Origin of the sequence: Limosilactobacillus sp. WILCCON 0051, assembly GCF_039955095.1 — a bacterium.
Classification (GTDB): Bacteria; Bacillota; Bacilli; order Lactobacillales; family Lactobacillaceae; genus Limosilactobacillus; species Limosilactobacillus allomucosae.
Genome location: NZ_CP154878.1, coordinates 107,201 through 128,178 on the forward strand (window position 1 = coordinate 107,201; position 20,978 = coordinate 128,178).

Sequence of the window (20,978 nt, forward strand, 5' to 3'; positions counted from 1 at the left end):
ATGATAATATCCGCAATTAAATCTATTTTTTTTACACTATACAAAACTTTTATTTTAAGTATTTTTAATTTAAGACATAATACAAAAATAAAATCAAAGTATGCTTCAACTAAGGCGAAATATGGAATTGGTGTTTTGATTGACCAAAATACTCATATTTTAGATAACGTTATAATAGGTAATTATTCGTACGTTAATTTTGAATCATGGCTGGAAAATTGTACGTTGGGTAACTATTGTAGTATTTCTGATCATGTTATGATATGTCCCTCAGAACATAGAATAAATAAAATCTTGTCACATCCGATTTTTGGTGAGAAAAAAACAGAACGGGTCATTATAGGAAATGATGTTTTAATATCACATAATGCAACTATTTTAGAAGGAGTACATATTGGCGATGGAGCAGTCATAGGTGCTGGTGCTGTCGTAACTAGAGACGTAAGACCTTATACTATTGTTGGTGGAGTGCCAGCACGATATATAAAAAATCGTTTTTATGATGATAAAAAAATTAATCTTATAAAAAAATATGATATTTATCATTTAGATAAAAAAGCAATAATAAATCTTGAATCTGAGGGAAAAATATAATATGTCAGTGAAATTTACAATTTTTACTCCCACTTATAATAGAGGAAATATAATAAAAAAATTATATAATTCACTTTGTGAACAAACATATAGTGATTTTGAATGGCTAATAATAGATAATGGTACACAGCGTATAGATAAAATAATCACTCAATTTAAGAATGAAAATAAAGTTAATATTAGATATTTTTCTGTAAAGGAAGCAGGAATAAATAGAGCTTATAATTTTGCGATAAAAGTTGCAAAAGGGGAACTTTTTTTTAAAGTTGACGATGATGATTTCCTAACAAAAAATTCGTTGCAAGACATACTTAACGTTTATTTAACTTTGGTTTCCAAAGATAATTACGCTGGTGTTGCAGGTTTAAGAGCTTATCCTAATGGCAAAGTCATTGGTGGTAGTGGTCAATTCAATAGTGCAAAATTTATAGATGCTACAAATCTTCAAAGAAGTTCATATAATTTAGACGGTGATAAGGCTGAGTGTTATTTCACTGATGTTTTAAGAAAATACTTGCCATTTCCTGTTTTTGAGGGTGAAACGTATACTGATGAAAGTATTATTTATAATAGGATAGCAGCTGATGGATATAAACTCCGGTGGTTTAATAAAATAGTATATTATACAGAATATAGATCAGATGGGATTACAAAAAATATTTATAATAAATTGTACAATAACCCGAAAACTTATAGATACATAGTTAATCAACGGCTTAATATTAAGGAATTTACGGGGCTGTATAAATTTAAACTGCTTTGTAGATATTTTGAAATTTCACATAAAAAGAATGAAAAAATGAATAAATCTATTGATTATATTAGTTATAACAAAATTTTCTGTATATTTTGTTGGTTTATATCCTATCTAACTGTAATTGTACCTAGGAAGGAAATTTCTTAGATAATGAAGGTTTTAAGGAATTATATATATAATGTTAGTTATCAAATCTTAGCGATTATACTACCGATTATCACATATCCATATGTAAGCAGAACATTATTGCCTCAAGGTGTAGGTATTTATTCATATACATATTCTATCGTTCAATATTTTGTTTTGTTTGCTGGCCTAGGTATACCTTTATATGGTAATAGGCAAATTGCATATGTTAGGGACAGCAATAATAAATTATCTGTTAACTTTTGGGAAATATTGATTTTAGAATTTAACACAGTTATTATTTCACTATTTTCATATTTACTATTTATTTTTTTCTATCAGTTTGATGAGAAATATCTATTAATTCAGTCATTATATATTATTGCAGTTTTTTTTGATATCTCATGGCTGTTTATGGGAATAGAAGATTTCAAGAAGATAGTTATTAGGAATACTTTGGTTAAATTTGTAACAGTGGCGGCTATCTTTATATTTGTGAGAAGCTCCCAAGACACAGGAATATATGTGTTAATAATGGCGTTAGGGACATTTCTAGGTAATATAACTTTTTGGCCCTATTTACATGGAGTAGTAAATAGGGTTTCATTAAAAGAATTACACCCTTTTCGGCATATTAAACCCACAATTGCTTTGTTCATACCACAAATAGCCATTCAAGTTTATGCTCAACTAAATAAAACTATGTTGGGAGCTATGAAAAGTCAAGTTGATTCTGGCTTTTATAATTATTCTGACAGTTTAATTAAAATGGTTTTGACAATTATAACTTCAATTGGTACTGTGATGCTTCCACACATTGCTAATGCCTATTCGAATAAAGAAACTACTAGGGTGATACAGATGGTAAAAGAGTCGTTCAATATTGTTCTATGCGTTTCTTTGGCAATGGCATTTGGAATTGCAGCAATTGCACAAAAATTTGCTGTTTTTTTCTATGGAAAACAATATATTGCTGTTGGACAAGCGATTTTACTTGAGTCAGTAGTAATAATTCCAATTTCCTTAGCTAGCGTTATAGGTAATCAATATTTGGTACCTACAAATAGGGTTTCTATTTATACTACATCTGTAGTTCTTGGTGCAATTACAAATATTGTTATTAACTTTCCTTTAATATATTTTAAGGGATTATATGGAGCGATAATCTCAACAGTTATTTCTGAATTTGTTGTAACGACATATCAAATATATAAATCATCAAATAAATTACCGTATAAAAAAATGTTTAAGGACGTAAAAAAATATTTATTTGCTAGCGTTGCAATGTTTATTGTTGTTAGAATTTTGAATTTCATTTTTGTAATGAATATTTTTAGCTTGTTATTTGAAATAAGTATCGGAATATTTGTATATATTGCGTTACTTTACTTAACAAATGCAACAATTATATCTTGGATTAGCAAATTTATTTTTAAGCGTAATTAAGTGCAAAAGGACGGTGCAGGTGCTTTTTTATGAAAAAGGGAATAATCTTAATGCCATATGTTTCGGGAAATGGTGGAACAGAAACCGTTGTAAGAAATTTTCTTAAATCATTTAAAGATGATAAGGATATAAAGATTGATTTACTATCAATAGGTGGTACATCAAATTTCGATTGGTTAGAAGGCTTAAATTATAATATGGTAAGCATTAGTAAATCATATAGTATTAATGAAAATAAATTCATTAGAAATACGTTTTATGTATCTGTTTTACCTTTTAGTTTATTTAAGTTTATAAAAAAAAATAAACCTGATTTTATAATTTCAACAAATCCTTTTATGTGGTACCTTTCTAAGCAAATTGTAAAATTACTTAGGATAAACACAAAAATTGTTGCTTGGTATCATTATTCTCTTGAGCAACATCCAGTGAAACAAAAGTATCTCAAGTCAGCAGATTACTATTTTGCAATTAGTTCTGGTATAAAAGCGCAATTAGAAAGAAAGGGCATTAATGCTCAAAAAATTTTCCTGATTTATAATCCGATTATTTCTAATAAACAGATAATACCTAGGCCAAAAAATTATGCAAAGTTTCTTTATATAGGACGCCTTATGTTAGACGGACAAAAAAATGTTAAGGAGCTATTTAACGCTTTACATGGGTTGAAAGGAAAATGGTCTCTAGACATTTATGGAAACGTGTATGGAAAAATAGAAAATGAACAGAAAATAAAATCATATACTAAGGAAATAGGGATATTTAATAATATAAAATGGCATGGTTTTGTTGATGATCCTTGGAACAACATTGATGAGGCAACTGCACTAATACTTACATCTAAATTTGAAGGGTTGCCGATGGTTTTATGTGAAGCCATATCGCATGGAATATACTGTATTAGTTCTGATGTTGATACTGGTCCGAGTGACATCATTAACAATGAAAATGGGGCTTTATATCAATTAGGAAATATTAAACAATTGAGGAATTATTTACAAGGATTAGTTGATAATCCTTCACTACCAAAAGACAGCAACACTATAGTAAAAACTTCTGAAAAATTTATGTTGCCTCTTTATAAAAGAAGGGTAAAAAAGTACATTCTTAGTATTTTATAATCATGGAGAAAATATATTTATGAAAGGTATTATTTTAGCCGGGGGAAGCGGAACGCGGCTCTACCCAATTACCCGTGGTATTTCTAAGCAATTGATTCCGGTTTATGATAAGCCGATGATTTATTATCCATTGTCAACTTTGATGCTGGCAGGGATTCGTGAGGTTTTGGTAATTTCAACGCCAGAATATTTACCGTTGTTTGAGGAACTGTTGGGGGACGGTTCAGAAATTGGGATGAGCTTTTCCTATCAAGTACAGGAACATCCAAATGGCTTGGCCGAAGCATTTATTTTAGGTGAAGATTTTATCGGTAATGACTCAGTTGCTCTCGTTTTAGGCGACAACATCTACTACGGCTCGGGACTTTCCAAGTTGGTTCAAAATGCCGCACAAAAAGAAAACGGGGCAACGGTGTTTGGCTACCATGTCAATGACCCAGAACGTTTTGGCGTAGTTGAGTTTGATCAAAACATGCATGCCCTCTCATTGGAAGAAAAGCCAAAACAGCCTAAGAGCAACTACGCGGTAACTGGGCTTTACTTCTATGATAATGATGTCGTTGAGATCGCCAAGCATATTCAGCCGTCGGCACGGGGCGAATTAGAAATCACTGACGTCAATAAAGAGTACTTAAAACGTGGTCAGCTGGACGTGCAGTTGATGGGTCGCGGTTATGCCTGGCTCGATACTGGCACGCACGACTCAATGCTTGAGGCAGCCAACTTTATCGCCACGATTGAGAAACGGCAAAATCTGAAGGTTGCTGCAATTGAAGAAATTGCCTACCGGATGGGATACATAAATAAGGATGAATTGATTAAACTGGCACAGCCATTAAAGAAAAACGACTATGGTCAGTACTTATTGCGTTTGGCAGAGGAGAAATAGACTATGGGTAAATTAAACGTTCAAACGACAAAATTACAAGACGTTAAGATTATCACGCCAGCCGTCTTTGGCGATCATCGCGGCTTCTTTGAAGAAACCTACTCCGATCGTGACTTTAAAGCTGCTGGCATTGATTTTGACTTTGTCCAGGACAACCAGTCGCTGTCCACTCAAGCCGGTGTTTTACGTGGTTTGCACTTTCAGCGTGGTCAGGCTGCGCAAACCAAACTGATTCGTGTAGTTACCGGAGCGGTTTTGGATGTCATTGTCGATCTGCGAAAGGGTTCACCAACGTACAAGCAATGGGAAGGCTACATTCTTTCCGCCAGCAACCATCGTCAGCTGCTGGTACCACGCGGTTTTGCGCATGGCTTCCTGACGCTGACTGACAATGTCAACTTTGTTTACAAGTGCGACAACTACTACGATGCTGAAGCTGATGGCGGCATTTCGTTTAAGACGCCTGAACTCAACATTGACTGGCCAATTGAATTTGACAAGGCGATTACTTCCGAAAAAGATGCCAAGCAGCCAACCCTGACGGAATTCGAAAAGGACAATCCGTTTGTCTACGGTGAAATCTAGGAGACGCGAGCATGACGGAATTTAAGAATATTATCGTAACGGGTGGCTGCGGCTTTATTGGCTCCAACTTCGTTCACTACGTCGTTAACAACCATCCGGAAGTAGAACACATCACGGTATTGGACAAGCTGACTTATGCCGGCAATAAGGCCAATCTGGCGGGACTACCAACTGATCGGGTGGAACTGGTAGTCGGCGACATCTGTGACAAAGAACTGATTGATCAGTTGATTTCAAAAGCTGATGCCGTAGTTCACTACGCGGCTGAAAGCCATAATGACAATTCACTGCAGAATCCGGATCCATTTATTCAAACCAATATTGTCGGCACCTACACGTTGATTCAAGCTTGCCGCAAGTATGATGTCCGTTTCCACCATATCTCGACTGATGAGGTCTATGGTGATCTGCCATTGCGGGAAGACTTGCCTGGTCACGGTGAAGGTCCGGGTGAAAAATTCACGCCTGATTCACCATATCGTCCATCCAGCCCCTACTCATCATCCAAGGCCAGCTCCGACTTGCTGGTACGGGCATGGGTTCGTTCCTTTGGATTAAAGGCAACGATTTCCAATTGTTCAAACAACTATGGTCCTTACCAACACATCGAAAAGTTTATTCCGCGGCAGATTACCAATATCTTGAGTGGTATTCGGCCAAAGCTTTATGGCTCAGGTAAGAACGTGCGTGACTGGATTCATACTAATGATCATTCACGAGCGGTTTGGACGATTTTGACCAAGGGCAAGATTGGCGAGACATACTTGATTGGTGCCGATGGCGAAAAAAATAATAAAGAGGTTCTGGAATTGATTCTGGAACTGATGGGTCAGCCTAAAGACGCCTATGATCACGTTAAGGACCGTCCTGGCCATGACCTGCGCTATGCGATTGACGCTACTAAGCTGCGGACCGAGCTGGGGTGGGAGCCTAAGTACACGGACTTCTGTGAAGGCCTAAAGGACACGATCAAGTGGTATACCGAACACCGTGATTGGTGGGAAGCGGAAAAAGCCGCTGTGGAAGCCAAGTACGCAAAGAACGGTCAATAAATTGCTGAAATCGTCGAATTATAAAATATTCGGCGATTTTTAACATCAAAAAGATTGTGAGGAAATGATAATGGCAAAAATCTTAATTACCGGTGCCAATGGTCAACTGGGTACTGAACTGCGTCATTTGCTGGACGAACGCGGAATTGAATATGCTGCCCGTGATGCTAAAGATATGGATATTACGGATCGGCAAACGGTTGATGAACAGTTGAATCAACTGAAGCCAGAAGTAATCTATCATTGTGCAGCCTACACAGCAGTTGACAAGGCCGAGGATGAAGGTAAGGAAATCAACTGGAAAGTTAACGAAGATGGTACGCGTAATCTGGCTGAAGCAGCTGCCAAGATTGGGGCTAAAATGGTCTACCTCAGTACTGATTATGTATTTGATGGTACCAAGGTCAGTGAATATGAGGTTGATGATCCAACCAATCCAAAAAACGAATATGGCAAAGCCAAGCTGGTTGGAGAAAAGGCTATTCAAACTGCTATGACTGATTATTACATTATTCGGACTTCATGGGTCTTTGGCGAATATGGCAAGAACTTTGTCTACACGATGCTGCGCCTGGCTAAGGATCATGATCGTCTGACAGTAGTTAATGATCAAGTTGGTCGCCCGACATGGACTCGGACGTTGGCAGAATTTATGACGTATCTAGTTGACCATCATTGTGAATATGGCGTTTATCAATTGTCGAATGAAGACAGTTGCTCTTGGTATGAATTTGCCTGTGAAATCTTGAAAGACAAGGACGTAGAGGTTGCTCCAGTTACCTCTGAAGAATATCCGCAAAAGGCATATCGGCCACGTCATTCCATTATGAGCTTGAAGAAAGCGGAAGTCACTGGATTCACCATCCCAACGTGGCAAACTGCTTTACAGGAATTTATGAACCAGATTCAAGACAATTATTAATAATTGAAAATAACCTTCTATACATGAGATGACTCGCGTATAGAAGGGTGCATATTAGCTATCTAAGAAAGCGCATACATATAAGGCAATCGAAAATTGTACAGAAATGGTAATCTCAAAGTGTATAATTATGGCAGTTTAAGGAAGCAGCTTGTAAGTAGCTACTATTAGCTTGCATGAATTTAAATTTAGATGTCTAATTTAAGTTTATTATAGTACGAAACAAGGAAATGCATCATTAAATTATTTCCTTGTTTCGCGATGTAAGCGCTTAATGTATAATTAGTATATATTAATGGATAAACTAAATGGTTGGGAGGAATAAGTATGCACGAATTAAAACTTGAAAATTTAGGTAATCAATATTTTGAAGATAATGAGATTACTAGTCTAGCTGATTATGTAAAAAAAGTGGAAGAACTCTATTCGATATTGGAAAAAGAAGATAGAGACAATAAAGAAAACATGGTTAACAATGGGGATTATGATAGAAAGGAACTATATTTCCGTGGACAAGACAACATTGAATATGGAAATACATGTCCTAGTTTATTTCGCAATAATGAACGCTATGAATATGAAGCAAACATGATTAATGATTTTATTGCCAAGTATCCTGATTTATTCAAAGATTGTCAAAATAATGTTGATAGATTAGCCCTGATGCAGCATCATCAATTGCCTACTAGGCTGTTAGATTTAACGACTAATGCGCTGATAGCTCTGTATTTTGCCGTAGAAAAAGATAATTATAAAGATGGCGTGGTATATGTTTTTAATAACTTTTATAATGAAGAGTTTGTTGATAAAGCGTTAAATGTCTCTTTCTCTGAACTAAATGTCTCCCATAGTATTTTTAAATTTTTGAGGATTAAGTCCTCTAAGCGGGATTCTTTTAGTGATCAAGTTGAAATTGAAACGTCTTTAGCTAGAATGAAACGAAAAGATGGCGAGGGTTTCATAAAAGAAGTTATGAAATTTTATGAGGGGCTCAGTAAGTACTATTCAGCCAAAAATCAGAAAGTTTATTGGAAAGATGCTTATGCAGAGTATTTGCAAAATTTACATAGACAACAACATAAGTGTTTATTCAAAGATATATGCATGTGTAATACTAAAAAGATTTTAAACTTATATGATGATTTTAACAATGCAATTCCTACTATTCGTTTATATCATGCGATCGAAAGAGACAGTGGCAATTTTGACCATATTATCAACCCAGTAGAAATGTATCTGCCTAAAATCGTTACTCCAAGAATTATTGATCAACGAATTAAGAATCAACAAGGATTGTTTATGCTGATTCCAATTGATTTTGATCCCAATCCCGATCTTGATCCTGAAGTTAAAACAAAAAAGAGGAGAAATCGAATTCAGTCACGTATCAATACTTTGCTATATACAAACAAAGAGAATGAAGCAGTTGCTTTTACAATTCCCTGCTGCATGAAAGAGAAAATCAGAAAAGAACTAAGCAATATTGGCATTAGCAAGAGCTTCATTTATCCTGATGCTACTCACTATGCTGAAGATATTGCCGATAGTTACCTAAATTAGTCATACATATTTTAAGAAAAAAGGGTTAGGCGCAACCAAGCACCTAGCCCTTTAGTGTGTAAAATCTGCTAGAAAGATATGTATTTATATAATTATTTTAGCGCTATGGGCTATCATCAGCAACCGGATAGAGCGTTTTCATTACTATGGCTTATGATTTCAGCAGGCAGGTGCGTTATGATATACTCGGTTTAAAAGCTTTAGAATACAATGGCTGCAAAGCAAATCTTTGGAGGAAACTGATATGGCAAAGCCAATTCCAACCTATACTATCAAGGCTCAACTGAAAGACTTTCGATCACCGGCAACCTGGCGGCGATTCAAAATCAAAAAGAACCTGCCAATTACTGAGCTGGCATACTATCTGGAAATTATGTTTGAAATGTACGCGGAGCATCAGTATGACTTCACCTACCAATCTGATGATGGTCTCGTGGTGATGGTGAATAATCCTGAAGAATACAGCATGGTACCAAGTTTTCCAGGCGGACCCAAGATCAAGTACGTTGGCTTAAATGATTTCCGGCTCAACTATTTTAATGTCGGGGATGAATTCTTATTCCGCTATGACTTTGGCGATGGCTGGGAAATCAAGCTGAAAATTGAGCAGCTAGACGATCAAAATGAGCTGAGTGCCAAGAATCTGCCACGAATCATTGCTGGCAAAGGGTTTGGGATTGTTGAAAACGTTGGTGGCGTTGATGCCTTAAAGGAATTTGGCCGTGATCTGAAACGCTCAGACGATCAATTGAATGATTTTGGAACAATGCTGCCAGAGCCTTTATTTTATGTAGCAGATGTCTTCACCTTGAACTACTACAACCAAGATGAACTCAACTGGCGACTTAAACGACTGATTCGTTACTATCGCCAGGCTTATGATGGCATCGAAATCTCCAACCATGCCATTGACCTGATTGAGCGCTACTACCCGGAGTTTAAATTAAGTTAGGATCTTTTAGATTTTAGATTGCTATCATCCGATTATGAACGTGATTGGCGTTTGTGATTGGATGATATTTTTTTATTTTACCATTTTTGGAACGCTTCAAACGGATTATATGTTTGAAATGCCAAGAAGGACGGATTAAAATTATAATGACGGAGGGAATAAAATGCCAAAGAAGTTAACCTTTTTAAAGATAATAATTGAGAATCATCCATTATTTAGCAAGCAGATTGAATTTTCGGTTTTAAATGATACTAGAGTTTCGATAACTGATCAGAACAAAGACTTAACTCATCTTTACCAGCGCCTTTGGACCGACAACGTGATAACGATTGTTGGGAAAAATGCTACTGGTAAGACCACTATTATGAAAACTATTATTGGAATGCTGACTTTTCTGCTCAATGATAAATCAATTGAACAGACTCAGTTGGCTGATGTTTTGCTTGGTACACAGCCAATAACCATTACTACCTTTTTCTATGGTGAAGATCGCAAAATCTATAAAGACATCACAATTTTTAAGCCTACTGATGATGGTCAGCGGTGGCATGTTGATTCAGAAAAAATCTACGTTAAAAAGATTGATAGCAAGACTTCCAAAAAGAAACTATTTGATTTTCCCGAAACGCTTAAGCCAGAATACGATCGGAATGCTCTTGATCCAATAACGGCATCTGTGCTGGCAAATGATGATTCGATTTTTCGGATGGTGATTGCTACTGAAAAATACACGGTTCAGTTGATTGTTGATACGTTGATCTTTACCAATTTCAATGCCTTGATTTATGCCAAAGAAAACGTACCTGAAGAAATCCTGAAGTTTTTGGACCCAACTATTGAATATTTAAAGGTTGAAACTAAATCGATAAATGACCAAAATCGGCTTGTCTACCGATTAAAGTTTAAAAATCAGCCGGAAGAATTCGTTGAGACGAACTTTACGAATATTGAACACTACCTTTCATCAGGTACTGCTAAGGGAGTCACCCTGTATGGCAATGTTTTATTTGCTTTAAAAACTGGTGGCATTATTTTTATTGATGAATTGGAAAATCATTTTAATCATGCCATTGTGCAGAGCTTTATTGAGTATTTTACGAACCCAAGAATTAACAAGAAGCGGGCTACGTTAATATACAGTACTCACTATTCAGAGCTGCTGAGTGATATTGACCGAAGCGATGAAATCTATATTACGCGCCGTGATCCTAAGATTTCACTACTAAGGTACTCAGATGCGGATGTAAGGAAGGATCTGAATAAAACCGATGTCTTTGATTCGGATTATTTAGGTGGCACCGCACCAGAATACGAGTCCTATCTGAAACTGCTCAAGGCTACAGAAAAGGCGGTGAAGTAAGTGATTGCTTTACTCGCTGAAGGAAGTACAGAACGAGCGATTTTGAATGTGTTGCTTGATCATGATGTATTGAAATTCAACCGTACTGACTTATTACAAGAAGAAGTGTTGAGAGTTCGTGCAGGAAGGTTATTTGCTAAAAGATATCTTAATAAGGGATTACAGTCTAAGATTGATATATACCGAGTTTTGGATTCACGTGCTGAAAACTTTAAACTTCCGAAAGCTTATGAGAAGAAAGTGTCATCTATTACTAATATATATACGCGACCAGAGATAGAAATTCTGTATATTCTTTACCATAATGACTATTCAAAATTTGCTAATCAGACAGATAAGCCCAGTACTTTTGCCAAGAAGAACTATCATGATGTCCAAAATCTAAAAGCATATGATGAAAACTATGACTTTTGGAATCAGCATTTTGACAGACTTATCGATGTTTTAGAGCAGTATCGAAAGTATAAGAATGGGTCGGAGCATGCAATCTATGACCTGCTAAAGTAAGAAACAATCGTAAGCACACTATAACCAACTGCATATGATTAAATCCCAAATTCTCCTATACTTGAAGGCATATTCAAGGAGGAATGACTCTAATGCGAATAGAAGATATTAATATTACTCAAGAAAATGTTGAAGAATTTTTTGATGAAATTGATGTTGACGCTTTGGCAAAAAGTATTGAAGTTTCGTTAGCGTCTCATTCTCGTGATTAGATTCAGCGGTGCATCGATTCTGTTTTCGGTGCAAAATTTGATATAATTGCACCGAAAAGAGGTGGAGAACACTGAAAGAATTTGACTACCAAACTCTAAATCATCTGGTAATGAATACGGAAATTGTCGATAAGCTAAGCCAGATTGGTGAATTGAAGGGAAAAACGGAACATATTTCACTCAAGGCCAAAGACGTTCTCACTCAGTTGGTTAAAGTTGCCAAAATTGAAAGTACAGATGCTTCCAATCGAATTGAGGGAATCTTTACCAGTGCCACGCGGTTGGAAAAACTGATCAACCAGTCGACCATGCCCAAAAATCGCAGTGAAGAAGAAATTTCTGGCTATCGGAACGTTTTAACGCTGATTCATGAAAACTATCCGTATATTCCCATTACAGCCAACTCGATTCTTGCGCTGCATAAAGAATTATTTGCCTTTACCAGCAGTACTTGGGGTGGGTCATTTAAAGACAGCGACAATCAGATTGTTACTAGATTTGCGGATGGTCACTCTGAGGTTCGCTTTAATCCGCCGCCAGCTTTTATCACCCACGAATTGGTTGAAAATTTGTGTGATGCTTATAATCAGGCCATTCAAGAACATACTTTTCCAGAATTGATTATTGACGCGGCTTTTATGCTGGATTTTGTTTCAATTCACCCGTTTCGTGATGGCAATGGTCGAATGTCTAGACTGCTGATGCTTCTAACGACCTATCGTGCTGGCTACGATGTCGGTAAATACATCAGTTTGGAACGCCTGATTGAACAAACTAAATCCGCTTATTACGATACTTTGTTGAGGAGTGCCGGGCCAGCTTGGGAGCATAATGAAAATAATTATCAGCCATATGTTAATTATTTTTTGAGTATTGTTTTGCAGGCATATCGTGAATTAAATGATCGGATTGATTTCACCAGTGATCGAACGCTGGATGCTTCAGAAATGATTATCAAGGCTTTACAAAATTCATTGAAGCCACTTTCCCGGCGTGAGTTAATGAATCTGATCCCGCAATATAGCGAAACCTCGATTAAGCATGCATTGGCTAGCCTGCGCCAACAGCAAAAAATCGATCTGGTTGGCAAAGGCCGCGCCAGTCGCTATATTCTAAAATAGCCAATCGTCGCAATTGAAGACGTTTGGCAATCATCGTTGTTCAATTTGAGATTGCCATTTTTGAGCATTTTGAGGCTGCCAATGATATCATGATTAGATTTAGCGGTGCATCGATTCTGTTTTCGGTGCAAAATCAGCTTAAATTGCACCGAAAAATAAATTATAGACTAAAAAACCGGATCGCAGCCTGAACAGCGATCCGGTTTTATTTAGGCCAAGATTTTGACCAGGTCTTGTTTGGTAAGGCTTGAGTTGGCAACTTGAGAGCCTGATAGCAGATCTTGAGCCAATTGCCGCTTCTGTTCCTGCATGGCCAGAATCTTTTCTTCAATCGTTCCCTTGGCAATCAAACGGTAGACCGAAACCACGTGCTTTTGTCCCATTCGATGAGCACGGCCGATTGCCTGTTCTTCAGCCGCGGCGTTCCACCAAGGATCAAAGAACAAAACGGTATCGGCACTGGTCAGGTTCAAACCGGTACCTCCAGCTTTCAGCGAGATCAAAAAGACTTTGACGTCATCGTTTGCGTTAAAGTCGTTGACCCGTTTTAAGCGCTCGGCTTTTGGCGTCTGGCCAATGATTTCATAGGTCGGGATGCCTTTTTTCTGCAGCCGTTCTTTAATCAGGGCCAGCATGGAGGTGAACTGAGAAAAGATCAGCAGCTTATGATCTTCTTCTAAGGCATTTTCAACAAACTCCACGCAGGTATCCAGCTTAGCCGCGGACCCCTTGAAGTCTTCGTAGGCTGTCTGTGGCGCGCAGCAGATCTGGCGGATGCGGGTGAACTCAGCCAAAATCTCCAGCTTGGTATTTTTGAATTCGGCTTCGTCAGTATTATTCAGCCGATCCTTTAAGCGAGCAACATGCGCGTTGTATAGATCCTGCTGGGCCTTACTCATCCCCACAAAATAGGTTTCTTCCATTTTATCGGGGATTTCTTTGAGCACCTGCTTTTTGGTTCGCCGCAGAATAAATGGCGCGGTCATTTCCTGCAGCTGCGTAAGGGCCGCTTGCTCACCCGCCTGGATTGGATTGACAAAGCGCTTGTTGAACTGGCGGTGATTGAACAGGTATCCCGGCATGATAAAGTCAAAGATGCTCCATAATTCGTCCAAACGGTTTTCGATCGGCGTTCCAGTCAAAGCAAACCGATGCTGAGCCGCGACTGTTTTAACGGCTTTGGCGACGGCCGTGGAATGGTTCTTGATCGCCTGGGCCTCATCAATGATTTCAAATGAGAAGGTCTGGTCAGCGTAAAGCTCAATGTCGCGCTTGAGCAGATCATAGGAGGTCAGCACGACTTCATAATCATCAGCCTGGGCAATGAGCTTACGCCGCTGAGCCTTGGTGCCGATGATCGTCGTAAGCTTGGTCTGCGGCGCAAATTTCTTAAACTCGGCTTCCCAGTTCAGGACCAATGAAGCCGGCGCGACGATCAAGGCTGGCTGTTTGGTTGGCATGGATCTTAGCATGGCAATGATCTGCAGGGTTTTCCCCAGTCCCATCTCATCGGCCAGAATCCCGCCAAACTGATAATGAGCCAGCTTCATCAGCCAAGCCGTCCCTTTTTTCTGGTAGTCGCGCAGCGTTGAAGCCAGGTCGTCAGGCAGATCAAACGGTTGCTGGTCATCATGATCAAAGTTTTCGATCAGCTCGCTCAAACGGCCATTGCGGCGGTAGTCAAGTTCATGTTGCTTTTGCAGCATGGTATCCAGGTAGACGGCACGGTAGCCGGGCAGCTGAATTTTTCCTTTAGCCAGCTGGGTTGGCGTCAGCTCCAGCCCAGCAACCAATTTTTCAATCTGAGCCAGCTGCTGCGCTTTTTTCGTCAGATCAAGAATCGTGCCGTCATCGAGCTCAGCATATGATTGGTTTTCATGATAGCTTTGCAGGATTTTCACGGCTTGTTTGGCATTCAATCCCTCGCCAACAAATTCCAGGTTCAGCAGATCGTTTTCAAAAGCGGCCTCAATACTGAAATTAGGTGCTGGCATGACCTTGAGCCGACGGAAGGCAGCCGATCCTTCAACATGGCCAAGTCGCTTGAGGGCGGGGATGACTTCTTGAAGCAGATGATAGGTGTTGGCTGGGGTGCGCTCTAGGACATAGGTATTTTCATAATGTTCATTATCCAGCAGAGTTCCTGGATCAAGCTCGCTAAGCTGTTCAAGAATGCGTGTTTCAGCGGGGACGTCTTGAAATAAGCCGCGTTCCATCATTTCCCCTTCAAATCGTCCTCTTAAAGGCAGCGTGAACTTGCCATATTTTACAAACGCCTTTGAAAGCAGTTCATGACTGGTGGCATTAAAGCGAAAAATAAATTCAGGCCGCGGCAGGATCTTGCTGCGCACCAGTTCTTCGTCTTGGAAGTCCACGTTGGCGTTTTGCTTAAGATCCGGTAAGATGTCGTTCATGAAGACTGGCACGCGGACACGGCCAATCGTAAATGGCTCGCCTGGCTTGTCGAGTTCGTTGACCAGTTCATTGGTGATGCTGCTGGTCGGGGTAAGTTTAATGAATTCATCGTCCGCGATCTCATATTCAGCTTCAAAACCATGTGCATGCGGTACGGTTTTAAAATCATCAGTCTTTGGATGGGTGATGTTGATGCCTTCCAGCTGCTGCTTGTCAAAGGACGTCTTAATGATCAGGTTAGGCTTGCTCAGCGGTTCAACGGTCGCCTGCAGAATCGTCTTATCACCATTGATGGTTGCCGGGATACCATTGTTTTCCTGTGCGTAATGATACAGCACGTCGGCAATGCGGCCATTAATTGGAATGTCTTTGGTTTCAACGCCATAACCCGTGTCAGAATTCAACAGCGCTTCATAGCCAAAAGCGGTATAAAACTCATTCAATAGTTTGAGTGAGGGGGCATCAAATTGATCCGCGGCAAAATTGATCGTCAGTTTAGCCCCGAGCTTTAAGCTTTCCTTGTGATTCCAGGCCGCTAAGAAGCGTGGAAATGAAGTGATCTTATACTTAAAGCCATCGGGCAGTCCCACCCGCAGCTCGCAACTGTCCCAGTAGTCTTGGATAACGATATTCGGGATAATCTGCAGCTGGCGTGCTGCCTGATTTTCTTCAAGCGGCCGATTGCTAAGCAGATGCTGATCAACGAATTGAATAAAGTTTTCGGCCGAGACACTGGTTGCGTCGTTGATGTTAATGATAGTGACGAATTCAATGAAGGCATCAATCAGCGTGATCTTATGCGAGCAGATTCGATCGCGGTGAGCTGGATTGGTACACTGCAGGGTAAGCAGCTTGTTTTTGGTACATGTGAGCGAACCGATTGCTTTTTTGCCAGGTTTGTATGAGAAATGAAAGGAGCGTTTAAAAGCCGCTTCTGGTTCGCGGTCGGCAGCAGAAAAGCTGTACATTGGCTGCAGATCAGAGTAGTCAAAGATATCATCATATGGCAGATCAGGCGTGCTCAGCCACTTGGCCATTGGCATTTCCAAATCACCGAGGATGGCGCGAATGTCAAAATAGAATTGGCCGTTAGCACAGCGAGCATTGTAGACTGTATCCAGATACTCCCGCCAGAGAATTCGATCAGCCGACTGATGGGACTTGGGCCGATTAGCTTGATTTTCGTATTCATACAGGACCGCGGCTTCATGCTTGCAGTAATTGCCTTTTTTAGCAAAAGGACAGCTGCATTGCATGTTCCATTGCCCGCTGGCGAGATCGTGGGTAATCGAAACACGGTAAGCCTTGCTGCCGATTACTTTCGCATTGATGAGCAGCACGTTGTCATTGTTTTTTGAAATATGAAATGATTTGACACAGTCATTAGCAACGTAATCACGGCCGCGCTTTAGAATGGTCGCGTTGAAGTAGGAACGCCATTTTTCGTTCATGGAAAACTCCTTAATATATAGTAGAAATTAATACGAATGTGGCAAAGACTGCCAACGATATGTCTTGATTTTAGCGCAAGGCTAAGCAAGTGTCATCGATAAACTTAAGGACAATCAAAATTTAGCGGTGCATCGATTCTGTTTTCGGTGCAAAATCAGCTCAAATTGCACCGAAAAATAAATTACAGACTAAAAACCGGATCGCGGCCTGGACTGCGATCCGGTTTATATTTTGGGCGGTGGTCAGTCGGAAAAATCGATCAATATCCCAGGTAGTAGGCTGAATCAGGATTCTGCACCTCACTGACGTACTGATCAAAGCAGGGCAGCGTGTATTTGACGAACCCACGACCGCTTGGCAGAACTAAGCCGCGTTCAATAGCTCGCCGCCGGTATTGAGAAACGTAGATCTTATCTTTTCCCATTATCTCGCAGACCGTCTGCAGCTTTTGGTTGCCTTGAATGGCGATCAGATAGCGTCGATCCATTTCAGAAAGACTGGCAAAGATTTTTTGGTAGGCATTGTCGAAAAGATACAGCTGATATTGGGGAAAGACGGCTTGATAGTCATGGATAGTAGGTGTTTTACCCTGGCAATGCTCAAACAGCAGATACCCAAGCAATTGAAAGGCATATGAGTAGCCAGCAGTGGCCTGGGCTAGTTTGCTGGCGAGCTGGGTTGAGCAATTGAACACTTGGGCATAGGTACTGATCATTTCAGCTTTTTGGAGCGGCGTCATGACGATTTTATCGGAGCGCAGCAAAAATGTCAGTTTGTCGTCATTTTGAATATCTAAGACAAGTTCTGGCAGGCCGGTCATAATGACATAAATTGGATATTGTTTACGTTTAAGTGCGCTGAACAGCTGAGCAAAGTCACGAATCGACTCGCTGTTGGAAACTTCGTCAATTGTAATTACGACATAGTGGTGCTTGGTTTGAATCTCAGCCATCATTTTATCGATTGTCAGGGCCAGGCTTGATTTATTGAAATGGCGCTCAACGCTGAAGCCGCCAATTGAAATGCTGCCCAACTCGTCAAAAAATTTGGCAGCGGGAGAATGAGTTTGATCATAAAGCTGCTGGGCCAAGCTGGTCAGAATCTCGTCATTATTTAGCAGATCGATGCAGTAACAAGCAGCATCCTGCTGAAACATTTTGGTTAGATGAGAAAGCAGAACCGTTTTTCCCGAGCCGCGCACCCCGGTGATAAAAAATAAACGAGCGAATAGACTTTGTTGAACTAATTTATAGATGTCAGTTGTTTTAGGATCGTTGTCAATTAAGATTTTAGGAACATCACCAAAAGTAGGGTTAAATGGATTCATAATTGCTCCTCTCTTTTAAACTCTTTTAAACTTCTGATCTTGTTTTAAACTCTTTTAAACTTGGCTGCAAATTCCAATCACCAAGCGCAATATTTTGGATTAATATTGGTTAATAATATATAATATCAGTATAACAAAAATATTAAAAAGAGGTCTTAATGATGGCAACCGTATCTATGAATTTTAAAACAGACGCCGAAAGCAAAAAGCAGTTTGATGAAGTTGCTCAGGAATTGGGACTGTCTTCATCGGCACTGCTGAATATCTTCGTTAAGCGGGTCGCCAAGGAAAAAGCCATCCCGTTTCGCGTTGCGGTCGTTTCAGAAAAAGACGATGACCAAGTTGAGATTCCGCGGGCCGTAATGGAAGAGATCGCCGCTTATTATGTCAATAAGAAAACTGACGGAGAATAGCCGAGATGGATGTGATATCAGTAATTGATGAATTGATCGATGACATCTATTCATTGCATAACGAATTCGAAGGCGAGTACCTACAAGAGCGCAACTCGGCTTTCAATCTGAAAAAAGTAGGCTTTACCGAGATCAAGGATAATGCCGAGTTCCATCAAATGATTGATTTTGAGTTGAGTCAGCTTCAGACCTTTATGTTTATAAATGCTTATCGATTAGCGTATAATTCTGAAGAAGCAACAATCCGACATCGTTTAAAGAACATTGACACAATTGATAAAAAGATCGCCTACTATGCGCATAAAGAAAAAAGTATGAATAAGATTCCTTTACTAAAAGGGCTTAATGATTTTTTGGGTGTACGAATTATTGGTAACAATGTTAATGATGATCTGGCAGAAATTATTGCGCTATTAGATCAGAAAAAATCAAATAAGATTATCTCACGTTATTATCACCGTGATGATGGCAAATATCATGCGCTCCATTGTTATTTTAAAAAAGATAATTTCGCTTTTCCCTGGGAGCTGCAAATATGGGATGAGCTTGATAAACAGGCAAACTTTGCAGATCATGATCGGCATGAAGAAGAAAAGAACTTTAGATAGGAGGTTAGGTAGATGTATCAATTAGTGATGTTGGCGAAAATTTCATCCAAGCAGTACGCCTACTGTTTTTCAACTGAAAATCGCCAAGAATATATTGATTTTAGTCAAAAAATGGCAGAAGAAATCCCATCTGAGTTGTTTTCATACTTCTCAACCCATTTTTTCAACGGCAAGACTAAAACATTCAAAGATATTCAAAAAATGGATCCTTATTTCCGCGATGTCAGACAAGTCATGGACTACCACGACTTCTTAAAAGAGCTGCAGGGCGATATCGAATTTGATGCCATTGACGTTGCCAGCTACCTGCAGCGGCGGTATGCATTTCCATCATTCGTTCTGCAAAAAACGCTGTACTTTGTCTATGCCGAGCTGCTGACTGAATATGGCCGCCCGATCTTCAAAGCCGAATTTGAGGCCTACGACAGAGGTCCAGTTGAGCGATCGGTATACCGCGACAACAAATATACCGATAAGCTGGCTGATAACTATGACTTCATGCCAAAGGTCGTCGCGCTTGATGATGCCCAGCACATTATTGACGTCATTAACGAAACGGCGCAAAAATACGGTCAATACTATCAGCAGCATGATGCCTGGAACCATGAGGCAGACAATCTGACGCATCGGCCGGGAACCCCTTGGAGCATCGCGCATGCAAAAGGGCAAAACACCTTGTTGAGCGATGATGATATTTTGAAGTACCATGCGCTGGAACGATTGTAATTTAAACATTTCTAAAGCCCGCGCCTGATGCGAGCTTTTTTCTTTTAGGCTCGTTATAATGAAAGAAGTTAAATTACGAAAAAATGAGGAGTACGGCTTATGAAAATTTTGATTGTTGATGACGATAAAGACATCGTTCAATTATTAGAAATCTATGTCCGCAATGAAGGCTATGAGCCAATCACGGCCTACAACGGCAAAGAAGCCCTGACCAAGTTAAACACCAATCCGGACATTGGCTTGGTAATCCTAGACATCATGATGCCAGAAATGGATGGGATGGAAGTTATCAAGCAGGTGCGCAAGGATTCATCCATTCCTATTTTGGTGGTTTCGGCCAAGACAACGGACATGGACAAGATTCAAGGCTTGATTACGGGAGCCGACGATTATGTCACCAAGCCGTTCAATCCGCTGGAGGTCATGGCCCGCGTCAAGTCCCTGCTGCGGCGGAGTAAAGGCGATCTGACCAACGATGAGCCAGATGTCTTAAACGTTGGCCCACTGGTGATCAACAAAGATTCACACGAGGTCAAGACGCTCAAAGGCGATACGATTCAGCTGACGGCGCTGGAATTTGGGATTTTGTACCTGCTGGCCAGTCATCCCAACCGTGTTTTCAGTGCGGATGATATTTTTGAACGGGTTTGGCAGCAGGAGTCCGTGGTTTCGGCCAAGACGGTTATGGTTCACGTCAGCCACCTGCGCGATAAGATCGAAGCCGCTACCGGTGGCGAAAAGGTCATCGAAACGGTGTGGGGCGTCGGCTACAAGGTTGAAAGCCACTAGTTTTGATTTGATAGATGAGGTCTTTTAGTTTGATGGATGAGGTC

At 39.8% G+C, this 20,978-nt stretch carries 19 protein-coding genes; 17 read left to right on the plus strand and 2 right to left on the minus strand.

Features of this window, described 5'->3' with window-relative positions; translation table 11 throughout:
• The 13 genes from ABC765_RS00440 to ABC765_RS00500 all read left to right on the plus strand — a co-directional run bounded on the left by ABC765_RS00440 (window position 1) and on the right by ABC765_RS00500 (window position 13,204).
• Entirely contained in the window at window positions 1–594 is a 594-nt protein-coding gene (locus ABC765_RS00440; protein ID WP_347980485.1) for a CatB-related O-acetyltransferase, read from the plus strand.
• A 1-nt stretch (window position 595) separates the two neighbouring features.
• The gene (locus tag ABC765_RS00445) at window positions 596–1,498 is read left to right on the plus strand and encodes a glycosyltransferase family 2 protein (RefSeq protein WP_347980486.1); all 903 of its coding nucleotides are present in this window, start codon (window positions 596–598) and stop codon (window positions 1,496–1,498) included.
• A gap of 3 nt (window positions 1,499–1,501) precedes the next feature.
• Entirely contained in the window at window positions 1,502–2,923 is a 1,422-nt protein-coding gene (locus ABC765_RS00450) for an oligosaccharide flippase family protein (RefSeq protein WP_347980487.1), read from the plus strand.
• Window positions 2,924–2,952: 29 nt separating this feature from the next.
• Window positions 2,953–4,044: a glycosyltransferase gene (locus tag ABC765_RS00455; RefSeq protein ID WP_275264484.1), complete on the plus strand. Its 1,092-nt coding sequence runs from the start codon at window positions 2,953–2,955 to the stop codon at window positions 4,042–4,044.
• Window positions 4,045–4,063: 19 nt separating this feature from the next.
• The gene (gene rfbA, locus ABC765_RS00460) at window positions 4,064–4,933 is read left to right on the plus strand and encodes a glucose-1-phosphate thymidylyltransferase RfbA (protein ID WP_347980488.1); all 870 of its coding nucleotides are present in this window, start codon (window positions 4,064–4,066) and stop codon (window positions 4,931–4,933) included.
• Between the two features lie 3 nt (window positions 4,934–4,936).
• Window positions 4,937–5,518, plus strand: a complete 582-nt coding sequence (gene rfbC / locus ABC765_RS00465; RefSeq protein ID WP_006499898.1) for a dTDP-4-dehydrorhamnose 3,5-epimerase — start codon at window positions 4,937–4,939, stop codon at window positions 5,516–5,518.
• Between the two features lie 11 nt (window positions 5,519–5,529).
• A complete protein-coding gene (gene rfbB / locus ABC765_RS00470) occupies window positions 5,530–6,570 on the plus strand; it encodes a dTDP-glucose 4,6-dehydratase (RefSeq protein WP_347980489.1) in 1,041 nt (346 codons plus the stop codon).
• A gap of 70 nt (window positions 6,571–6,640) precedes the next feature.
• The gene (rfbD, locus tag ABC765_RS00475; RefSeq protein ID WP_347980490.1) at window positions 6,641–7,492 is read left to right on the plus strand and encodes a dTDP-4-dehydrorhamnose reductase; all 852 of its coding nucleotides are present in this window, start codon (window positions 6,641–6,643) and stop codon (window positions 7,490–7,492) included.
• A 327-nt stretch (window positions 7,493–7,819) separates the two neighbouring features.
• Window positions 7,820–9,052, plus strand: a complete 1,233-nt coding sequence (locus ABC765_RS00480) for an FRG domain-containing protein (RefSeq protein ID WP_347980491.1) — start codon at window positions 7,820–7,822, stop codon at window positions 9,050–9,052.
• A gap of 244 nt (window positions 9,053–9,296) precedes the next feature.
• On the plus strand, window positions 9,297–10,004 hold the full coding sequence (locus ABC765_RS00485) for a hypothetical protein (protein WP_347980492.1): 708 nt from the start codon (window positions 9,297–9,299) through the stop codon (window positions 10,002–10,004).
• Window positions 10,005–10,167: 163 nt separating this feature from the next.
• Window positions 10,168–11,364, plus strand: a complete 1,197-nt coding sequence (locus ABC765_RS00490) for an AAA family ATPase (protein ID WP_347980493.1) — start codon at window positions 10,168–10,170, stop codon at window positions 11,362–11,364.
• The gene (locus ABC765_RS00495; RefSeq protein ID WP_347980494.1) at window positions 11,365–11,871 is read left to right on the plus strand and encodes an N-6 DNA methylase; all 507 of its coding nucleotides are present in this window, start codon (window positions 11,365–11,367) and stop codon (window positions 11,869–11,871) included. It begins immediately after the preceding gene.
• Between the two features lie 322 nt (window positions 11,872–12,193).
• Entirely contained in the window at window positions 12,194–13,204 is a 1,011-nt protein-coding gene (locus tag ABC765_RS00500; RefSeq protein WP_347980495.1) for a Fic family protein, read from the plus strand.
• 209 nt (window positions 13,205–13,413) lie between these two features.
• Here the strand turns inward: ABC765_RS00500 and ABC765_RS00505 are convergent, their stop codons facing one another.
• Window positions 13,414–17,070: an SNF2-related protein gene (locus tag ABC765_RS00505; protein ID WP_347980496.1), complete on the minus strand. Its 3,657-nt coding sequence runs from the start codon at window positions 17,068–17,070 to the stop codon at window positions 13,414–13,416.
• Window positions 17,071–17,330: 260 nt separating this feature from the next.
• Window positions 17,331–18,398 carry an ATP-binding protein gene (locus ABC765_RS00510; protein WP_347980497.1) on the minus strand — a complete coding sequence of 356 codons (1,068 nt, stop codon included), beginning with the start codon at window positions 18,396–18,398 and terminating at the stop codon, window positions 17,331–17,333.
• A 161-nt stretch (window positions 18,399–18,559) separates the two neighbouring features.
• Between ABC765_RS00510 and ABC765_RS00515 the strand changes: the two genes are divergently transcribed.
• The 4 genes from ABC765_RS00515 (at window position 18,560) to ABC765_RS00530 (ending at window position 20,934) form a co-directional block, all read left to right on the plus strand.
• Entirely contained in the window at window positions 18,560–18,811 is a 252-nt protein-coding gene (locus ABC765_RS00515) for a type II toxin-antitoxin system RelB/DinJ family antitoxin (protein ID WP_185910572.1), read from the plus strand.
• Window positions 18,812–18,816: 5 nt separating this feature from the next.
• Entirely contained in the window at window positions 18,817–19,419 is a 603-nt protein-coding gene (locus tag ABC765_RS00520; protein WP_347980498.1) for a hypothetical protein, read from the plus strand.
• Between the two features lie 12 nt (window positions 19,420–19,431).
• A complete protein-coding gene (locus ABC765_RS00525) occupies window positions 19,432–20,145 on the plus strand; it encodes a type II toxin-antitoxin system antitoxin SocA domain-containing protein (RefSeq protein ID WP_347952587.1) in 714 nt (237 codons plus the stop codon).
• Window positions 20,146–20,244: 99 nt separating this feature from the next.
• Window positions 20,245–20,934: a response regulator transcription factor gene (locus ABC765_RS00530; RefSeq protein ID WP_180304923.1), complete on the plus strand. Its 690-nt coding sequence runs from the start codon at window positions 20,245–20,247 to the stop codon at window positions 20,932–20,934.
• Window positions 20,935–20,978: the final 44 nt, after the last annotated feature.

Bases quoted from the DNA above. Each gene is read 5' to 3' on its own strand.
- ABC765_RS00440 (WP_347980485.1), top strand. From the start codon at position 1: ATGATAATATCCGCAATTAAATCTATTTTTTTTACACTATACAAAACT.
- ABC765_RS00445 (WP_347980486.1), top strand. From the start codon at position 596: ATGTCAGTGAAATTTACAATTTTTACTCCCACTTATAATAGAGGAAAT.
- ABC765_RS00450 (WP_347980487.1), top strand. From the start codon at position 1,502: ATGAAGGTTTTAAGGAATTATATATATAATGTTAGTTATCAAATCTTA.
- ABC765_RS00455 (WP_275264484.1), top strand. From the start codon at position 2,953: ATGAAAAAGGGAATAATCTTAATGCCATATGTTTCGGGAAATGGTGGA.
- rfbA (WP_347980488.1), top strand. From the start codon at position 4,064: ATGAAAGGTATTATTTTAGCCGGGGGAAGCGGAACGCGGCTCTACCCA.
- rfbC (WP_006499898.1), top strand. From the start codon at position 4,937: ATGGGTAAATTAAACGTTCAAACGACAAAATTACAAGACGTTAAGATT.
- rfbB (WP_347980489.1), top strand. From the start codon at position 5,530: ATGACGGAATTTAAGAATATTATCGTAACGGGTGGCTGCGGCTTTATT.
- rfbD (WP_347980490.1), top strand. From the start codon at position 6,641: ATGGCAAAAATCTTAATTACCGGTGCCAATGGTCAACTGGGTACTGAA.
- ABC765_RS00480 (WP_347980491.1), top strand. From the start codon at position 7,820: ATGCACGAATTAAAACTTGAAAATTTAGGTAATCAATATTTTGAAGAT.
- ABC765_RS00485 (WP_347980492.1), top strand. From the start codon at position 9,297: ATGGCAAAGCCAATTCCAACCTATACTATCAAGGCTCAACTGAAAGAC.
- ABC765_RS00490 (WP_347980493.1), top strand. From the start codon at position 10,168: ATGCCAAAGAAGTTAACCTTTTTAAAGATAATAATTGAGAATCATCCA.
- ABC765_RS00500 (WP_347980495.1), top strand. From the start codon at position 12,194: ATGAATACGGAAATTGTCGATAAGCTAAGCCAGATTGGTGAATTGAAG.
- ABC765_RS00505 (WP_347980496.1), bottom strand. From the start codon at position 17,070: ATGAACGAAAAATGGCGTTCCTACTTCAACGCGACCATTCTAAAGCGC.
- ABC765_RS00510 (WP_347980497.1), bottom strand. From the start codon at position 18,398: ATGAATCCATTTAACCCTACTTTTGGTGATGTTCCTAAAATCTTAATT.
- ABC765_RS00515 (WP_185910572.1), top strand. From the start codon at position 18,560: ATGGCAACCGTATCTATGAATTTTAAAACAGACGCCGAAAGCAAAAAG.
- ABC765_RS00520 (WP_347980498.1), top strand. From the start codon at position 18,817: ATGGATGTGATATCAGTAATTGATGAATTGATCGATGACATCTATTCA.
- ABC765_RS00525 (WP_347952587.1), top strand. From the start codon at position 19,432: ATGTATCAATTAGTGATGTTGGCGAAAATTTCATCCAAGCAGTACGCC.
- ABC765_RS00530 (WP_180304923.1), top strand. From the start codon at position 20,245: ATGAAAATTTTGATTGTTGATGACGATAAAGACATCGTTCAATTATTA.